This window comes from Microcystis sp. M20BS1 (assembly GCF_020245305.1).
GTDB classification, from domain to species: Bacteria; Cyanobacteriota; Cyanobacteriia; order Cyanobacteriales; family Microcystaceae; genus Microcystis; species Microcystis ichthyoblabe_A.
Map to the genome: position 1 here is coordinate 1 of NZ_JADBUZ010000250.1, position 14684 is coordinate 14684.

Annotated in this window: 16 protein-coding genes and 2 pseudogenes; 14 read left to right on the top strand and 4 right to left on the bottom strand. The window is 39.9% G+C overall.

The annotated features are described in order from the left end of the window. Nucleotides 1-138: pseudogene (locus IM507_RS23190) on the bottom strand (photosystem II D2 protein (photosystem q(a) protein)); the annotation flags it as partial. Nucleotides 139-399: 261 nt separating this feature from the next. Between IM507_RS23190 and IM507_RS23195 the strand changes: the two are divergent. The 7 genes from IM507_RS23195 to IM507_RS23225 all read left to right on the top strand — a co-directional run bounded on the left by IM507_RS23195 (nt 400) and on the right by IM507_RS23225 (nt 6805). Next, nucleotides 400-534 carry a hypothetical protein gene (locus tag IM507_RS23195; RefSeq protein ID WP_271937564.1) on the top strand — a complete coding sequence of 45 codons (135 nt, stop codon included), beginning with the start codon at nt 400-402 and terminating at the stop codon, nt 532-534. Between the two features lie 93 nt (nt 535-627). After that, the gene (locus IM507_RS23200; RefSeq protein ID WP_271937562.1) at nt 628-2394 is read left to right on the top strand and encodes a DUF262 domain-containing protein; all 1767 of its coding nucleotides are present in this window, start codon (nt 628-630) and stop codon (nt 2392-2394) included. A 233-nt stretch (nt 2395-2627) separates the two neighbouring features. Continuing rightward, a complete protein-coding gene (locus tag IM507_RS23205) occupies nt 2628-2885 on the top strand; it encodes an AccI family restriction endonuclease (RefSeq protein ID WP_465246300.1) in 258 nt (85 codons plus the stop codon). After that, nucleotides 2878-4491 (top strand): HsdM family class I SAM-dependent methyltransferase, encoded by a 1614-nt coding sequence (locus IM507_RS23210; protein WP_287637816.1) that lies wholly within the window; start codon nt 2878-2880, stop codon nt 4489-4491. The genes IM507_RS23205 and IM507_RS23210 overlap by 8 nt, the downstream gene beginning before the upstream one ends. A gap of 249 nt (nt 4492-4740) precedes the next feature. Beyond that, entirely contained in the window at nt 4741-5010 is a 270-nt protein-coding gene (locus IM507_RS23215) for a hypothetical protein (RefSeq protein ID WP_123229920.1), read from the top strand. 492 nt (nt 5011-5502) lie between these two features. Beyond that, nucleotides 5503-6171 (top strand): energy-coupling factor ABC transporter ATP-binding protein, encoded by a 669-nt coding sequence (locus IM507_RS23220; protein ID WP_042790790.1) that lies wholly within the window; start codon nt 5503-5505, stop codon nt 6169-6171. A gap of 73 nt (nt 6172-6244) precedes the next feature. Next, on the top strand, nt 6245-6805 hold the full coding sequence (locus IM507_RS23225; RefSeq protein WP_002737296.1) for an NYN domain-containing protein: 561 nt from the start codon (nt 6245-6247) through the stop codon (nt 6803-6805). A 129-nt stretch (nt 6806-6934) separates the two neighbouring features. Here IM507_RS23225 and sfsA read toward each other — a convergent pair whose 3' ends face one another. Then, entirely contained in the window at nt 6935-7654 is a 720-nt protein-coding gene (gene sfsA, locus IM507_RS23230) for a DNA/RNA nuclease SfsA (protein ID WP_002737764.1), read from the bottom strand. Between the two features lie 80 nt (nt 7655-7734). After that, the gene (locus tag IM507_RS23235) at nt 7735-7923 is read right to left on the bottom strand and encodes a hypothetical protein (protein WP_232306221.1); all 189 of its coding nucleotides are present in this window, start codon (nt 7921-7923) and stop codon (nt 7735-7737) included. 241 nt (nt 7924-8164) lie between these two features. On the opposite strand from IM507_RS23235, the gene aroC reads away from it, so the two are divergent. After that, the gene (aroC, locus tag IM507_RS23240; RefSeq protein WP_190538013.1) at nt 8165-9265 is read left to right on the top strand and encodes a chorismate synthase; all 1101 of its coding nucleotides are present in this window, start codon (nt 8165-8167) and stop codon (nt 9263-9265) included. Nucleotides 9266-9278: 13 nt separating this feature from the next. Then, a complete protein-coding gene (locus IM507_RS23245) occupies nt 9279-10481 on the top strand; it encodes a glycosyltransferase family 4 protein (RefSeq protein WP_123229922.1) in 1203 nt (400 codons plus the stop codon). A gap of 205 nt (nt 10482-10686) precedes the next feature. On the opposite strand, the gene IM507_RS23250 is transcribed toward IM507_RS23245, so the two are convergent. Beyond that, entirely contained in the window at nt 10687-11277 is a 591-nt protein-coding gene (locus IM507_RS23250) for a Uma2 family endonuclease (protein ID WP_002755005.1), read from the bottom strand. 76 nt (nt 11278-11353) lie between these two features. On the opposite strand from IM507_RS23250, the gene IM507_RS23255 reads away from it, so the two are divergent. The 5 genes and pseudogenes from IM507_RS23255 to IM507_RS23280 all read left to right on the top strand — a co-directional run bounded on the left by IM507_RS23255 (nt 11354) and on the right by IM507_RS23280 (nt 14339). Beyond that, nucleotides 11354-11638: a hypothetical protein gene (locus IM507_RS23255; protein WP_002736602.1), complete on the top strand. Its 285-nt coding sequence runs from the start codon at nt 11354-11356 to the stop codon at nt 11636-11638. Continuing rightward, nucleotides 11635-12054: pseudogene (locus IM507_RS23625) on the top strand (type II toxin-antitoxin system VapC family toxin). Before IM507_RS23255 ends, IM507_RS23625 begins: the two are co-directional and overlap by 4 nt. A 130-nt stretch (nt 12055-12184) precedes the next feature. Then, the gene (locus IM507_RS23270) at nt 12185-13690 is read left to right on the top strand and encodes an AAA-like domain-containing protein (RefSeq protein ID WP_123229923.1); all 1506 of its coding nucleotides are present in this window, start codon (nt 12185-12187) and stop codon (nt 13688-13690) included. A 111-nt stretch (nt 13691-13801) separates the two neighbouring features. Then, the gene (locus tag IM507_RS23275; RefSeq protein WP_002737947.1) at nt 13802-14074 is read left to right on the top strand and encodes a hypothetical protein; all 273 of its coding nucleotides are present in this window, start codon (nt 13802-13804) and stop codon (nt 14072-14074) included. Then, nucleotides 14067-14339: a PIN domain-containing protein gene (locus tag IM507_RS23280; protein ID WP_008204591.1), complete on the top strand. Its 273-nt coding sequence runs from the start codon at nt 14067-14069 to the stop codon at nt 14337-14339. Before IM507_RS23275 ends, IM507_RS23280 begins: the two co-directional genes overlap by 8 nt. Nucleotides 14340-14684: the final 345 nt, after the last annotated feature.

The following is a 14684-nucleotide window of genomic DNA, read 5'->3' on the forward strand; positions in this document are numbered from 1 at the left end:
TCCACCTAGGGCCATGAAGGCGCAGGGGAAGAGTAGTAAACCAGACCAACCGATGAAGACGAAACGGTCTCTTTTGAGCCAGTCATCGAGAGCATCAAACAGCCCTCTTTCTGGGGCGCGTCCGACAGCAATGGTCATGGGGGTTTTCTCCGAAAAATGTATATTATTGCTAAGATTCCGCGCTCTCTTCTCCATCTATCCGAGCAGGCCAGCAGATGTGTTGAAGAATTGTGAGAAATCTTTACTTTTCTTAACTTACACTATATTGGAAAAAATGGCTAATGTTTTTTGGGTCGATCTTAAGAAAATCTAAAATTTTTCGGGGAGACCACTTGCTGGGCGTTGCGGGAGGAGACCACTTCGTGCGCGTTGCGGGGGGGTTTGGGGAGATGGGGAGATATGCCGCCTCAATTGCTTGGTATTGTCGTCTTCACGTCTTTAGTGGAATGCTGGACACCTCTGTGCGGTAATTATCCCCAAATTGAGGTGATTAAACCGCACGGTGCGCTATTAAGTCCTATTAAGGGGTGTTAGACCGATGGAAGTGGGATACTATAATAGAGGAGGTTGCTCGACCGCAGGGAGCAGTATAATTAATAGTTAGGCTTCTCAACAATAGGGAATAAGATGTCAAAACTCAATGTAGATCAAAAAACGATTATTGAGCTATTGTCAGACAAAAAAGCTGATTTTCTCATACCCGACTACCAGCGTCCTTATGCTTGGAATGAAGAGCAATGTCAAACGTTGTGGGATGATATTTTTTTATTCTCTTTCCCTGACAATAACTACGAAGCATTTGATGAGAATGAAGAGTATTTTCTTGGTTCTATTGTTACTTATAAAAACGAAAATGGTAAGTCAGAGGTTATTGATGGCCAGCAGCGGCTTACAACCCTAATGCTTATGTTGCGAGCATTCTATGATAAGTTCGCCAATATGCAGGATACAAACTCAATACGTACTCGTGATCGCATTGAGAAATGCATCTGGAAAACGGATACTTTCGGCACAGCCGATAAGAATACGCTAAAAATTGATTCGGATGTCGCCACAGATAATGACAAAGAAGAATTACTTGAACTGCTACGTACAGGAATAGTTAAACAAGGTGCCAAGAGTCAATATATCCTAAACTATCAATTCTTTCAGAAAAAGATTGACAATTTTTTGCAAGAATTTCCTGGTTTGTTCCCTTATTTACCTGCTCGTACTTTAGGTAATTGTATCTTTCTGCCTATTGAAGCAGAGTCACAAGACACGGCTCTTCGTATTTTTTCGACGCTTAATGATCGTGGTCTACCACTATCAGATGCAGACATATTCAAGGCTCAATTCTACAAATACTATAGCACGCTCGGCAATAAAGATGAGTTTATTTCTGAATGGAAAAGGCTTGAAGAAATAACAGGCTCGGTGTTCAAACCAATCACTGGCACACCAATGGATGAGCTATTTGCACGTTATATGTATTTTTTGCGTGCTAAAGAAGGGAACAAAAGCTCAACAACTGAAGCTCTGCGAAAATTTTATGAACGCAATAAGTATCAGTATCTAAAACAACGCCATACAATTGACGAGCTAAAAGCTCTTGCCCTATTTTGGGAAAGCGTTTTTAACCAAGACAAAAACCGATTTTCTGAAAATATTCTTAAGAAGCTTTTTGTGTTAAACTATGCACCTAATAGTATGTGGCAGAACATAACATCAGTGTATTTTTTGCAGAACAGAACAGATGATGGGATGTTGGAAGATACAAAGTTCAGCAAGTTTTTAGATAGAATTACAGCCTTCATATTTGCTTATGCTGTTACAAACCCTGGCGTAAATGCGTTGCGTACCCCCATATATGATGAGATGGTTAACATTGTAAATGGTACTGATGCAACTTTTTCTAAGTACAAATTCAACCATGTGCAAACACGCTCATTCTTTGAAAACTATGTGTTTACTAATCAAAGGAGCATCACTCGCTCCCTGATTACATGGTATGCCTTCACATTTCCAAATCAACAGCTTCTTGATGTTAAGGAAATTTACCACTTAGAGCATATTTATTCGAAGAAGCGCCAAGAAATAGAAAACGGACTCAAATCGGAGACGAATATTGATTCTTTAGGCAACAAAATATTACTTGAGGCTAGTATAAATATTAGGGCTTCTGATTATCGCTTCGAAGATAAGAAGAAAATATACAGCGGTAAAAGGCGAGGAGGAAAAAACAAAGATGCGAGTAGAATTGCTGAAATAGCTGATCTCATTGGTTACAGCGAATTTGAAGAGAAACAAGTAATTGATCGTACCCAGAAAATTTTAGACAAGTTCTTAGAATTTCTACAGACAGAAGATTTGATAGCATATGGTGAGCTTTGTCTTTGTGCGGCTTTGGAATGAAAAAAGGGAGGGTCTTCCTCCCTTCCTTAATGGGTTACACAAGGGGTAAAATCTCTAGAAATGCGTTGTAAGGGAGCACATTGCAACGAGTGTGATCTCCGATCTTTTTGGGTGCGTTAATAAAATGTAACGCGCCTTATTTTGTTTTAACGCAAGCGATTGTCTCGCAGTAGATTCAGATCAGGTATAATGCCAGATAAGGCAGCAATTTAAGAAAATTTACAATCAAGGATATTTTGGCACTGGTCTCAAACGATAACAATGATGGAAATAATTTTTCAATAGAAAGAGATGTAAAAAATCAAGGTAAAACTACGATCAAGATCAATGTGCAAATTGGGAAAGAAGTCCTTGGAAAAATTGATATGCCTGAACATAAATCGGCTCTGAAAGAATTAGACAGGGGTCGTCTGCTTTTTTATGTGACTTTTGCAGGCGGCAAGGGATACCTTGATAATAAAATATTTCTAAGGGATGTTATTAATGCGTGAGTTAAAATATATAGCTGAAACTCCACTTAATCATAGGAAGGATTACGGTCAGTTTTTTACACCTATGTGCGTTGCTCGCCTCATGGTACAGTGGGTTTTAAAAGATAATCCAGAAACAGTATTAGACCCAGCGTTTGGCTTAGGCGTTTTTTATGATGAAGCAATAAAAATACCTTCAGGTAATCAAGTACATTTCATTGGATATGAGATTGATAGAAATATATTTGAGTTTCTCAATCGTAATGGTGACAGTCCTTATTTGAGAGTTATCAATAGTGATTACCTCGAAGCTGAAACTGAAAAATTTGACGGTATCATTTGTAATCCACCATATATGCGATTTCAGAAATTTCTTAAGCGTCATGATATATTACCAAAAATTGAAGAAAAAATAGGTAAGAAACTTATCGGTTACTCTAATATCTCTTCCGTATTCCTTGTCAAGTCTTTAAGAGAACTTAAAATCAATGGTAACTTGGCGTATATTATGCCTTTTGAGTTTTTTAATACTGGCTACGGAAAAGAAATCAAAAAAAGTCTCCTTGAAAATCATTTATTGAAGCAAATAATAATCTTTGCCAATGAAAAAGAAATTTTCCCAGAGGCAACGACAACCGTTTGTGTGCTTCTTTGTAAAAATGACGGAAAAAAAGAAACCATTAAAATTTTACAGATCAAAAAAAGTGATGAAATAGATAAAATATCTGATATTAGTAAATTCTATCAGTGGGAAATCGAACCATCGAATTTACCATACAACCAAAAGTGGACACCTATCATTTCATCATTGTTCACTGAACAAGTATCTCCAAATGGCTTCTGTAAGTTGTCCCTATACGGTACGTTTACGAGAGGTATTGCTACTGGCGCAAATGAATTTTTTGCGTTAAAAAAATCAAAAATTGAGCAACGGAAGTTGAGTGATAATAATATTTGTAAGTGTATTACAAAAAGCTCTCAAATCCGCAAAGCAGTATTTACTGAGCATGATTTTAATATACTATACAATGAGGATAAGCCAGTCCATTGTTTAGATGTAAAAGATCACGACAACTCTGAAATACGAAATTACATAAAAGAAGGCGAAAAATTGGGATACCATGGGAGGTATCTTACAAAAACAAGGAACACCTGGTACAAAATTGAAAAGAGAAAACCGGCTCCAATTTTATTCGGCGTCTTTAGCAGGGGCAGGTTAAAAGTAATACGCAATTTCACAACAGCAATAAATTTTACCTGCTTTCATTCCTTTTATCCAAATAAATTCGGAGAACAATGTATTAATAAATTATTTGTGTATTTGCTCAGTGATATTGGACAGGAAATAATAAAAATAAATAAACGAAGTTATGGTGATGAATTAGACAAGTTTGAACCAAGGGATTTGAACGATAGCCTATGTCCAAGCCAGAAACAATTTGAAATGATCAGTGATGAAGATGCTGAAGAAGTAATTAGTATTGCACAAAATGATCACCAAAAAGCAATTCTAATGAGTAATGCTCTGATCAAAAGACTTATGGACTCCCAACAATGCGCTGCAGCGGACGGCAATTCCGCTGCGCTCCATAGTGCGATCGCTATCGATGCAGGGTGCGTTCCCTAATCTGGATCCTACTGCTGCACCGATAGATTTTTGGGGAACGCACCATGCACATTCATTGAAGCAAGTGATTGCCAGCTAACAACGTCTCTGCACACCGACTACTGAATGAAAGTCAATCGGTTATGATGCTAGGGTTATCCCCACAGTGAACAGCAATCAGTGAACTGAAAACTCACCTCTGATCTCTGACTTCCCAACCCCTGCTATACAATGGTTTTTGACTTGTTTTTTGGAAGGGAACGCTAAACTATGTATTCGATCGATATTACCCTGAAACTTTCGCCCATCCCCATTTCCGTGCAGCGCAAGGAAGAAGCAGGAGCAGACTCTTTGTATCAAACAATTATTAACGCCATGCGATCGCCTAATCCCGAATTATTAGAATTAACCTGCGAAAAACAAACCGATAAAAAGGTGGCGGTTTTGAGCGATCAGATCAGTGCGGTGATTGTGTCACAAAAATCCGGGGCTGCATCCACCGGTAGAGTGCCGGGGTTTGTCACCTTAGCCACAGAATAGTTCTTGAATCAGTTATCAGTGAGCAGTAATCAGTAATCAGTGACAAGAAAACGGCAACCGCCTAGATAACACTTTCCACTGAAAACTCAAAACTCAAAACTGATAACTGATAAGCTGTTCATAATTTAAATTGCTCGTTGAGACGAGTCAAGAGGCACTCTTGCAAGAGGCAACAGTAAAGGGATTGGAGGAGATTGGGCTGATCATTAAGAATAAGCGGTTTAAATAGGGTTTGCGGCAAAAAGTACGGGCGAAGCATTCGGATAGAAAATCTACGGTTTCATCGATAGGTTATTGCCCGAATGCTTCGCCCCTACAGGACTCGGGCCGATGAAGACGCAAGGTTTGGAAGCACGATTCTCTCAAAATCTTGTACCTGTGGGAGCAAGAAAAGCCACAAAACCCCTATCTTGCCTACATTTCACATTTATTCAGCAAGCCCTAAATAAGTCTTAGCTTAACTGATAACTGATAACTGATAACTGATAATTCATGACTATAAAAGTAACAGACCTCTGCTTTAGCTGGCCGAATGGGAAATCAGTATTAAATGGCTGCTCTTTACAAGTTCCTAGAGGGGAATTTTGGATGTTGTTGGGGACAAATGGCAGCGGTAAATCAACCCTGCTGCGGCTCTTAGCGGGATTATTAAAACCTAGTCGCGGGGAAATAGAGATACCTAACCCCCTCGGTTTTGTTTTTCAAAATCCCGACCATCAGTTAGTTATGCCAACAGTGGGGGCAGATGTGGCTTTTGGGTTGGTATCCGAGGGTTTATCCACGCCGGCAATTCGGGCGCGGGTGCGGGAATCCCTAGGGGCGGTGAATTTATTAGAAATGGAAAAACGACCGATCTATGCTCTCAGTGGCGGACAAAAGCAAAGAATCGCCATTGCGGGGGCTTTAGCTCGTCATTGCGAGGTTTTGCTCTTTGATGAACCCACTGCCCTTTTGGATGGGGATACCCAAATAGAATTAGTCTCTCAAGTGCAGAACTTGGTCAAAAACCGGGGGATTACAGCCCTTTGGGTGACGCATCGCCTTGATGAATTGGATTACAGCGATGGAGCATTTTTGTTGGAGGGTGGCAAGGTAGCGGATCAGGGAAATCCCCTAGAATTAAAAGCGAGATTATTGGCAAGTGTGGCGGTTGAATCTTAAATTTTTTGTTAATATCATTAGGACGCTGTTTTTTAGAACTGCCCTTAATGCTACACCAATTACTCTCAAAGCCATGGTTAATTCTTCTGATCGTTCCCTTCTGCTGGTTGACGGCTACAACGTCATCGGCTCTTGGCCGTCCCTGAAAAAAATTAGCGATCGCCACGGTCTCGAACCGGCGCGAGACAAGTTAATTGAAACCCTAATCGGTTACACCCACCATCAGGGTTATCAAACCCAAATCGTCTTCGATTCCTACCTTCAAGATACCCCCGGCAGCCAAGAACGCTACACTAACCATTTATCGGTTTATTTTACCGCCCACGCTCAAACCGCCGACACCTATATCGAGAAAACCTGTGCCGATTTTTGGCACGATCGCGCCCCAGCTATCGGACGGATTATCGTCGCTACCTCTGATAATGCCCAAAAAATGACCGTTATGGGTTATGGGGCCCACTGGATTTCCGCTCAACGTCTGGAAGTCGAGGTGGATTTAACCGGTCGTCGTCTGAGAAAATCCCAGAGTTCTTCTCAAAGTCCCAAAGGGCGTTTTTTATTCCATTCTCTCGATGCTCAGGTGCAACAGAAATTAGAGAAAATGCGCCACGGAATTAGTTATCAAAAACCTTGACAAATTACCTCAAATATGTATCGACAAAAATCCCCATTAGAGGCACAGGTAACTGTGTCTCTAAGCTTTTCAAGGTCAGTTGCGGTTCAGGGGATTTTGTCAAAAGCTGTTCGATCTAAACCACTGGTTTCACAGCTGCAATTCTGCTAAACCTAAATAATAAATTCCCGTGGGTGTCACTTGGAAGCGACAGGGTAAAACCTTGACTCCTTTAGCCACTGCTTGACGCAATAACTGCCCATATTTAGCATCTTTACTATCCCCCGGAGCAAACCGGTCACAATCACCCCGATTAATAAAGTAGAACATAATCGCCTCCGCTGCCGGCAATAAAGCCATTAATTCCTGTAAATGCTTCTGTCCTCGCGTGGTGACAGTATCGGGAAAAAGTGCCGTTTCTCCCTGATTCCAAGTGGTATTTTTAACCTCGATATAGGTGAGGGAATTATCCTCATGGGTCAAAAGAAAATCAATTCTACTGCCGTTATTTTGACCGTAGGCCACTTCCGATCGCACTTCGGTGTCATTTTTGACCAAATCGGGAAAAACCCCTTGCAACAGGGCATTTTTCACCACCTGATTAGGAAGATTGGTATTAACTCCCACCCAAGTTTCCCCCAGTTGAATCATCTCCCAGGTATAAGCTAATTTTCGCTTCGGGTTATCACTACGGGAAAGATAAACCGGTTGACCCTCTACGCATACATCTGTCATCGGTCCGGTATTAGCGCAATGGGCCGTAATTAATTCTCCGTTGTCCAGTTGTATGTCGGCAAAAAAGCGTTTGTAACGTTTAATTAAAATACCCTTGACAAGAGAAGGGTATGTGTGAACTAACAAAGAAGTCATCAAATTTCTGCCGAGGAATATAAGGTAAAGAATAGCCTTTTTTTGGGAGCTTAACCTGAAGACAGGAGACCTTTCAGTTATCAGTGAACAGTGATCAGTAAACAGTAATCATAGTATTTTCCTTTATTCGTAGCAGGCATTTTACTCTCTTGGGTTTGGTGGGTAAAATGTATTCTAAAATACATTCCTGCTGGCGAGCAAATGGAACGAACCACAAAAACACAAAGGACACAAAGATTGATCGGTCTTATATAAGTTAAACTTATCACACAAAGAATAAGAGAGCCGGCATTTTACTCCCCTCTCCCTTTGGTTGTGGGGGTAAGGGAAATTAACCATCTCTGCGATTACTTTTGAAAAATGGCATCAGTGACAAGAAAACGGCAATTTTCTACTTAAGACTGTCCACTAAAAACTCACATCTGATAACTGATAACTGATAACTGATCACTGATAACTGATAACCGCTCAGGTACAATAAAAGCTTGAGGCTTAGTAGATATTGAGATTATGGGTAACACTTTCGGACGACTATTTCGGGTTTCCACTTTTGGAGAATCTCACGGGGGTGGGGTAGGAGTGGTTATCGATGGTTGTCCTCCGTGCTTAGAAATTTCTGAAGAGGAGATTCAAATCGATTTAGACCGTCGCAAACCGGGACAAAGCAGAATCGTGACCCCGCGCCGAGAAAATGACATTTGTGAGATAATTTCGGGCGTTTTTGACGGCAAAACCCTCGGTACACCGATCGCTATTTTAGTGCGGAATCAGGATGCTCGTTCGCAAGATTACAACGAAATGGCCGAGAAATTCCGACCTTCCCATGCGGATGCCACCTACGAAGCAAAATACGGCATTCGCAACTGGAAAGGAGGAGGCAGATCTTCGGCCCGGGAAACCATCGGCCGGGTGGCTGCAGGAGCGATCGCTAAAAAAATCCTTAAATCTGTCTATAATGTCGAGATTATCGGTTATGTGAAGCGAATTAAAGATATTGAGGCAATCATCGACCCCAACACCGTCACCCTCGACGAGGTGGAAAGTAATATAGTGCGTTGTCCCAACGGGGAAACGGCCGCCAAAATGATCGCCCTGATCGACCAAATTCGCCTGAATAAAGACTCGATCGGCGGTGTGGTGGAATGTGTAGCCAGAAATGTGCCGAAAGGTCTAGGAGAACCCGTTTTTGATAAGCTAGAAGCCGATTTAGCTAAGGGGATGATGTCCTTACCCGCGAGTAAGGGATTTGAAATCGGATCGGGATTCGCGGGAACCTTCTTAACCGGCAGCGAACACAATGACGAGTATTTTATCGATGATAACGGGGAAATTCGCACCACGAGCAATCGTTCGGGGGGCATCCAAGGGGGAATCAGTAACGGTGAAAATATTATTATCCGCACCGCTTTTAAACCGACCGCGACTATCGGTAAAGAACAAAAAACCGTGACGCGCAGCGGGGAAGAAACCACCCTGGCAGCCAAAGGAAGACACGATCCTTGCGTTTTACCCCGAGCGGTCCCGATGGTGGAAGCGATGATGGCTTTGGTATTATGCGATCATCTGCTCCGTTTTCAGGGACAATGTACGATTAGCGATCGCTTTTTCTAAACCTTTACCCGCGATGAAATTTTTATTCCTTCATTCCAATTTTCCCGCCCAATTTCGCCATTTAATCACGGTTTTGGCTCAAGACCCCGGAAATCAAGTGATTTTCGGCACTACCCGGCAGCAGGGAGAGATAGCGGGGGTAAAAAAATTTATTTACAAGGAAAGTCGCGCTGTTTCTCCCCAAACCCATCATTATGTCCGTCCCCTTGAAAGTGCGGTTTTACAAGGTCAAGCGGTTTATGGTGTTTGCCAACAACTGAAAAATCAAGGATTTTATCCCGATATTGTCTATGCACATTCTGGCTGGGGGCCGGGCCTATTTATCAAGGATATTTTCCCGAAAACTAAGTTTTTAGCCTATTTTGAATGGTTTTATCATGCCCATGGTTCCGATGCTGATTTTGATCCAGCGGATCCCCTTAATGCTGATGCCGAGGCCCGGATTAGAATTAAAAATGCGACGATCCTGATCGATCTGGTCAGTTGCGATCGAGGTTTATCGCCGACTATCTGGCAAAAACAACAATTTCCCCCCGAATTTCACTCGAAACTGACGGTTTTACACGATGGCATCGATACGGACTATTTCTGTCCCCGTCCCGATGTGCAGTTAGTGATTCCAGAGATAGGTTTAGATTTATCCGGTGTTAAGGAGATTGTCACCTATGCAACCCGGGGAATGGAACCCTATCGCGGTTTTCCCCAATTTATGACGGCTGTTTCCCTAATTTTAGCCCGTCGGCCTAACTGTCATATCGTGATTGTCGGGGAGGATCGGGTTGCTTATGGGAAAACTCTACCGGACGGCAAAACCTATAAACAATTGATGTTAGAAAGCCTTTCTTTGGATTTATCCCGGGTGCATTTTACCGGTTCTCTGCCCTACGGTCAATATAAACAGGTTTTACAGGCATCGGCGGCCCATATCTATCTTACCCGTCCTTTTGTGCTGTCCTGGTCAATGTTAGAGGCTATGGCCATGGGTTGCGTCGTGATTGGTTCCGATACTCCCCCCGTGCGAGAATTAATTACTGATCGGGAAAATGGTTTATTAGTGGATTTCTTTTCTCCCCAACAAATAGCCGATCGCGTGGATGAAGTGTTAGATTATCCCCAGGGTTGGCAAAATCTGCGTTTAAATGCCAGGGAAACTATCAAGCAACGCTACGACCTCAAACAATGTTTACAGGAGCATCTAGATTGGTTATTGAGTTGATGAAATGATACTAAATCCGTTGAGTATAGACTACTTATGATGACAGGCAAAAGGCAACAGGCAAAAGGGTGAATAAATAATCAGTTTTTAATAACTGGATTTAGTATTAAACTTATCACAGAAAGAATAAGAGAGTCGGCATTCTGCAACTTTTAAGTTAACCCATAATCTTTAGATAGGCAGAAAAAATCACCATTTTCTATTGTTATGTTGATTCAATAATTTTTATCCCTGCTCTAAATTCTCGCAGTGCTTGAGCATGATTTTCTGTATTAATACAACGCATCAATAAACCTACATCTAAACTCGGTAAAAGTTGCGATTTACTAACAGCTTCATATCCCTCATTTCCTAAACTATAAAACAATAATTCATCATTCATCCAAAACCAAACTTCAGGGATTTGTAACCGTTTGTATGCTTCCAGTTTATTAATTCCTCCACTACTAACAACCACCTCAATCACTAAATCAGGATGTTTTCTATTGGCTCCCAACTCATAGGATTTATCACCTTCTCTTTTAACCTTTTCAAATTCATTTTCTAAGGTGACAGAACCAGTAGGAGTAAAATCTAATCCCAAAAATTCTAAATAAATTTCTAGTAAAGCACCAATACGTTCTTTGATAGTTTCGTGTTTTTTCCCTGGCATTTTTCTAATCTCCAAAACTCCATCTAAAAAAGATAACTTTAACCCTGGGCGATCAATTAGCTGTTCAACAGCTTTAAATTCTCTCCAGGTTAAGTCACTAATTAAAATTGGTTCTGCTTCTCGTTCAATGAGTGTAGTTATCATAATTTAAACCCAAATTTAGAGCGTGAATTTTGTTGACTATGATATGATATAAAAACAGAGTATCATAAAAAACATCATGCAAGCATACAAACTCAAAGGAAAAATTGATCAATCTGGTAACTTGCTGATTACCGAACCATTGAATTTACCCCCCGGAAATGTGGAAATTGTAGTTTGGGCAGCCACAGACACCCTTGATCATACCACAACCCCAACCACTGAACCAGCACCAGAAACACCAAAAAGAAAATCTAGGATCAAAGCATTTCAGGGTTTATTTGAAAATGCCTCTGCCATTCCGGCAGACTTTGATCCAGATCAAGCTAAATATGAATATTTAAAGGAGAAATATAACCTGTGAAAATCCTGATAGATACTAATATCATTATTGATAATGACTTAGAAAGAGAACCTTTTTGGAATGCAAGTGAACAAGTTTTATCACTAATTGAAAAAGGCACAATTGCAGGTTATATTTCCGCCTAAACTTTTAGTGATTTGTATTATATTATCCGTAAGGCAAGAGGTCGAGATTGGACGCTTACTTATTTAAAGCAGTTAATTACTTTTTGTCAAATTGCTACAGTAAATCAGGATGCAATTATAATGGCTTTCATAACCAATTTTCAGGATTTTGAAGATTCTATTCAATACTCTACTGCGGTAGTTAATAAATTGGATGCAATTATTACCCGTAATCCTCAAGATTTCCCCATTGTCACACCACGAATTATCACTCCTGAACAATTAATTGCCGAATTAACCAACTCTCATTAGCAAATTTAGTGGTTTTAATAATGTATCGGGAGCATAAAAAATGTCTAAACTTAAAGAGTTCACCTATTACCAAAATTCTATGACTCGCTAGTTTAATATTGCAGGTCCTTGTTCCAACGATATCCACTATATGCTCTCTCCCACAGTCAGATTACCAGATTTAGAGGAGCTAATTCAACAACGTAGTTATTTTGTCCTTCACGCACCACGACAAACGGGGAAAACCACCGCTATGTTATCCCTAGCAAAACAATTGACTGATACTGGAAATTATGCCGCAGTCATGGTATCTGTAGAAGTAGGAAGTGCATTTAATCATGATCCTACTGCCGCAGAATTAGCAATTTTAGGGGCATGGTATAATACAATTGAGGATAGTTTACCAGAAGAATTACAACCAGCTGCTAAACAATGGCAACAGGAAGAACCAGGAAGCAGAATTAAGGCTTTTTTAAGAGGTTGGGCAAAAGCTATCAATCGTCCCATAGTATTATTTATAGATGAAATTGACTCTTTACAAGACCAAACATTAATTTCTATTTTACGACAGTTAAGAGATGGTTTTCCTAAACGTCCAGAAAATTTTCCCTCGTCAGTAGGATTAATTGGTTTACGAGATGTGAGAGATTATAAAGTAGCATCGGGAGGTAGTGATAGATTAAATACATCCAGTCCTTTTAATATCAAAGTTGCTTCTCTGACTATGAGAAATTTTAATCTCGAAGAAGTGGGAGAATTATATCAACAACATACAGCAGCAACTGGACAAATTTTCACATCAGAAGCAATAGAAACAGCTTATGATTTAACCCAAGGACAACCTTGGCTAGTCAATGCTTTAGCTAAAGAAATTGTAGAAAAAATGGTAAAAGATAGAAGTATTACTATTACTAAAAAACATATTTTAACAGCTAAGGAGATATTAATTGCTCGTCAAGATACTCATTTAGATAGTTTAGCGGAAAGACTCAGAGAAAAACGAGTTAAAAACATTATTGAACCGATTTTAGCAGGGCAAACCTTACTCGATACCCTGGCAGATGATAGGCAATATTTAATAGATTTAGGATTATTAAGACGTGATCCAAGGGGAGGATTAGTTATTTCTAACCCCATATATCGTGAAGTTATTCCCCGCGTTTTAGTCCAAGGAACTCAGGACAGTTTACCTTTAATTAGTCCTAGTTGGTTGACAGCAAAAGGTGAATTAAATATAGATGCTTTATTAACAGCATTTCTCAAGTTTTGGCGACAACAGGTCGAACCATTATTAAGTAGTGATGCTTACCATGAAATTGCCCCCCATATTGTATTAATGGCTTTTTTACATCGTGTGGTTAATGGTGGGGGAGTTTTAGAAAGGGAATATGCAATTGGTAGCGATAGAATGGATTTATGTCTGCGTTATAAAGATGTAATTTTAGGGATTGAATTGAAAGTATGGCGGGATAAAAAGCGCGATCCGCAAGCTGATGAAATTGAACAATTAGAATCTTATTTAGGATGTTTGGGTTTAGATTTTGGTTGGTTATTTATCTTTGATAGGCGGAAAAATGCTTTACCTATGGAAGAAAGGTTATCAACTGAGGTGTTGGTGACGGAAAATCAATATAGAATTACTGTGATTCGGGCGTGAGTCTTTTAAAAACTTACTGTTTGCGTTACATTTCATTAACCCACCCTACAGGATTAACTTTGAGAATTTTGCTAAACTAGAAATAGGTAGAAAACGAGGAAATATAAAGTTATGACAGTTGCTAATTCATCACTTTCTCAACAATACATACTTGATATTGAACCAGAAGGACGTTTAACTTTACCGCAAGAAATCCAACAAATTCTTAATTTAGAATCTGGATATAGATTAATTTTAACTCTGGAAGATAATGGTATATTACAATTAGTTAGTCTCAAAAACCAAGTTAAAAAATTAAGAGGTTTATTAAAAGATAAATCACCTGATAGAAATTTAGTAGATGAACTTATTCAAGAACGCAGACAGGAGTATTTAAGTGAATAAATCTGTGTTAGATGCTGCTGCCTTTTTAGCTTATCTTAGAGATGAACCAGGAGCAGAAATTGTAGAAAATGCCTTGATTAATGGGTGTTATATCAGTATTATTAATTGGGTAGAGGTATTATCGAAAATTGTTGACCTAGGAGAATCCGCAGAGGAAATTATTAAACGATTGAGAGATGAAGGATTATGGCTCTTCGTTACTTGGTATGATTCGATAGGGGGGCATAAATCGACTAAATCCTTCTCTGGCAAGAGACTTAATTGATGAGTTCGCTCTAGATAAAAAACAATTGACAAAAATCGCCAAATGCCTTTCTACATAAGAGTTCCATCCTTTATAATCCCAGTCCATTGCATAACACAAACCGAAGAACCAAGGAATTATTACAAAATAGTCCAGAAATTCTAGAAATAGATCTAGCGATTCTAGGCAAAAAGCTAACGAAAGAATTAGGAATAGGAGCGAGCTTACTAGGAATTATTATTAATAAGTGAGAGATGGTGCGGCGGACTTTTTCGATCTAAAACCATGAAAAGCTTATGATATATGGATTTCAGCCTTCTTGTCCCCCTGTCAGATTTTTGATTGTTGTTAGTTGATAAAAAAGTG

Coding starts and splice junctions, on each gene's coding strand:
- IM507_RS23195 (WP_271937564.1), top strand. CDS start 400: ATGCCGCCTCAATTGCTTGGTATTGTCGTCTTCACGTCTTTAGTGGAA.
- IM507_RS23200 (WP_271937562.1), top strand. CDS start 628: ATGTCAAAACTCAATGTAGATCAAAAAACGATTATTGAGCTATTGTCA.
- IM507_RS23210 (WP_287637816.1), top strand. CDS start 2,878: ATGCGTGAGTTAAAATATATAGCTGAAACTCCACTTAATCATAGGAAG.
- IM507_RS23215 (WP_123229920.1), top strand. CDS start 4,741: ATGTATTCGATCGATATTACCCTGAAACTTTCGCCCATCCCCATTTCC.
- IM507_RS23220 (WP_042790790.1), top strand. CDS start 5,503: ATGACTATAAAAGTAACAGACCTCTGCTTTAGCTGGCCGAATGGGAAA.
- IM507_RS23225 (WP_002737296.1), top strand. CDS start 6,245: ATGGTTAATTCTTCTGATCGTTCCCTTCTGCTGGTTGACGGCTACAAC.
- sfsA (WP_002737764.1), bottom strand. CDS start 7,654: ATGACTTCTTTGTTAGTTCACACATACCCTTCTCTTGTCAAGGGTATT.
- aroC (WP_190538013.1), top strand. CDS start 8,165: ATGGGTAACACTTTCGGACGACTATTTCGGGTTTCCACTTTTGGAGAA.
- IM507_RS23245 (WP_123229922.1), top strand. CDS start 9,279: ATGAAATTTTTATTCCTTCATTCCAATTTTCCCGCCCAATTTCGCCAT.
- IM507_RS23250 (WP_002755005.1), bottom strand. CDS start 11,277: ATGATAACTACACTCATTGAACGAGAAGCAGAACCAATTTTAATTAGT.
- IM507_RS23255 (WP_002736602.1), top strand. CDS start 11,354: ATGCAAGCATACAAACTCAAAGGAAAAATTGATCAATCTGGTAACTTG.
- IM507_RS23270 (WP_123229923.1), top strand. CDS start 12,185: ATGCTCTCTCCCACAGTCAGATTACCAGATTTAGAGGAGCTAATTCAA.
- IM507_RS23275 (WP_002737947.1), top strand. CDS start 13,802: ATGACAGTTGCTAATTCATCACTTTCTCAACAATACATACTTGATATT.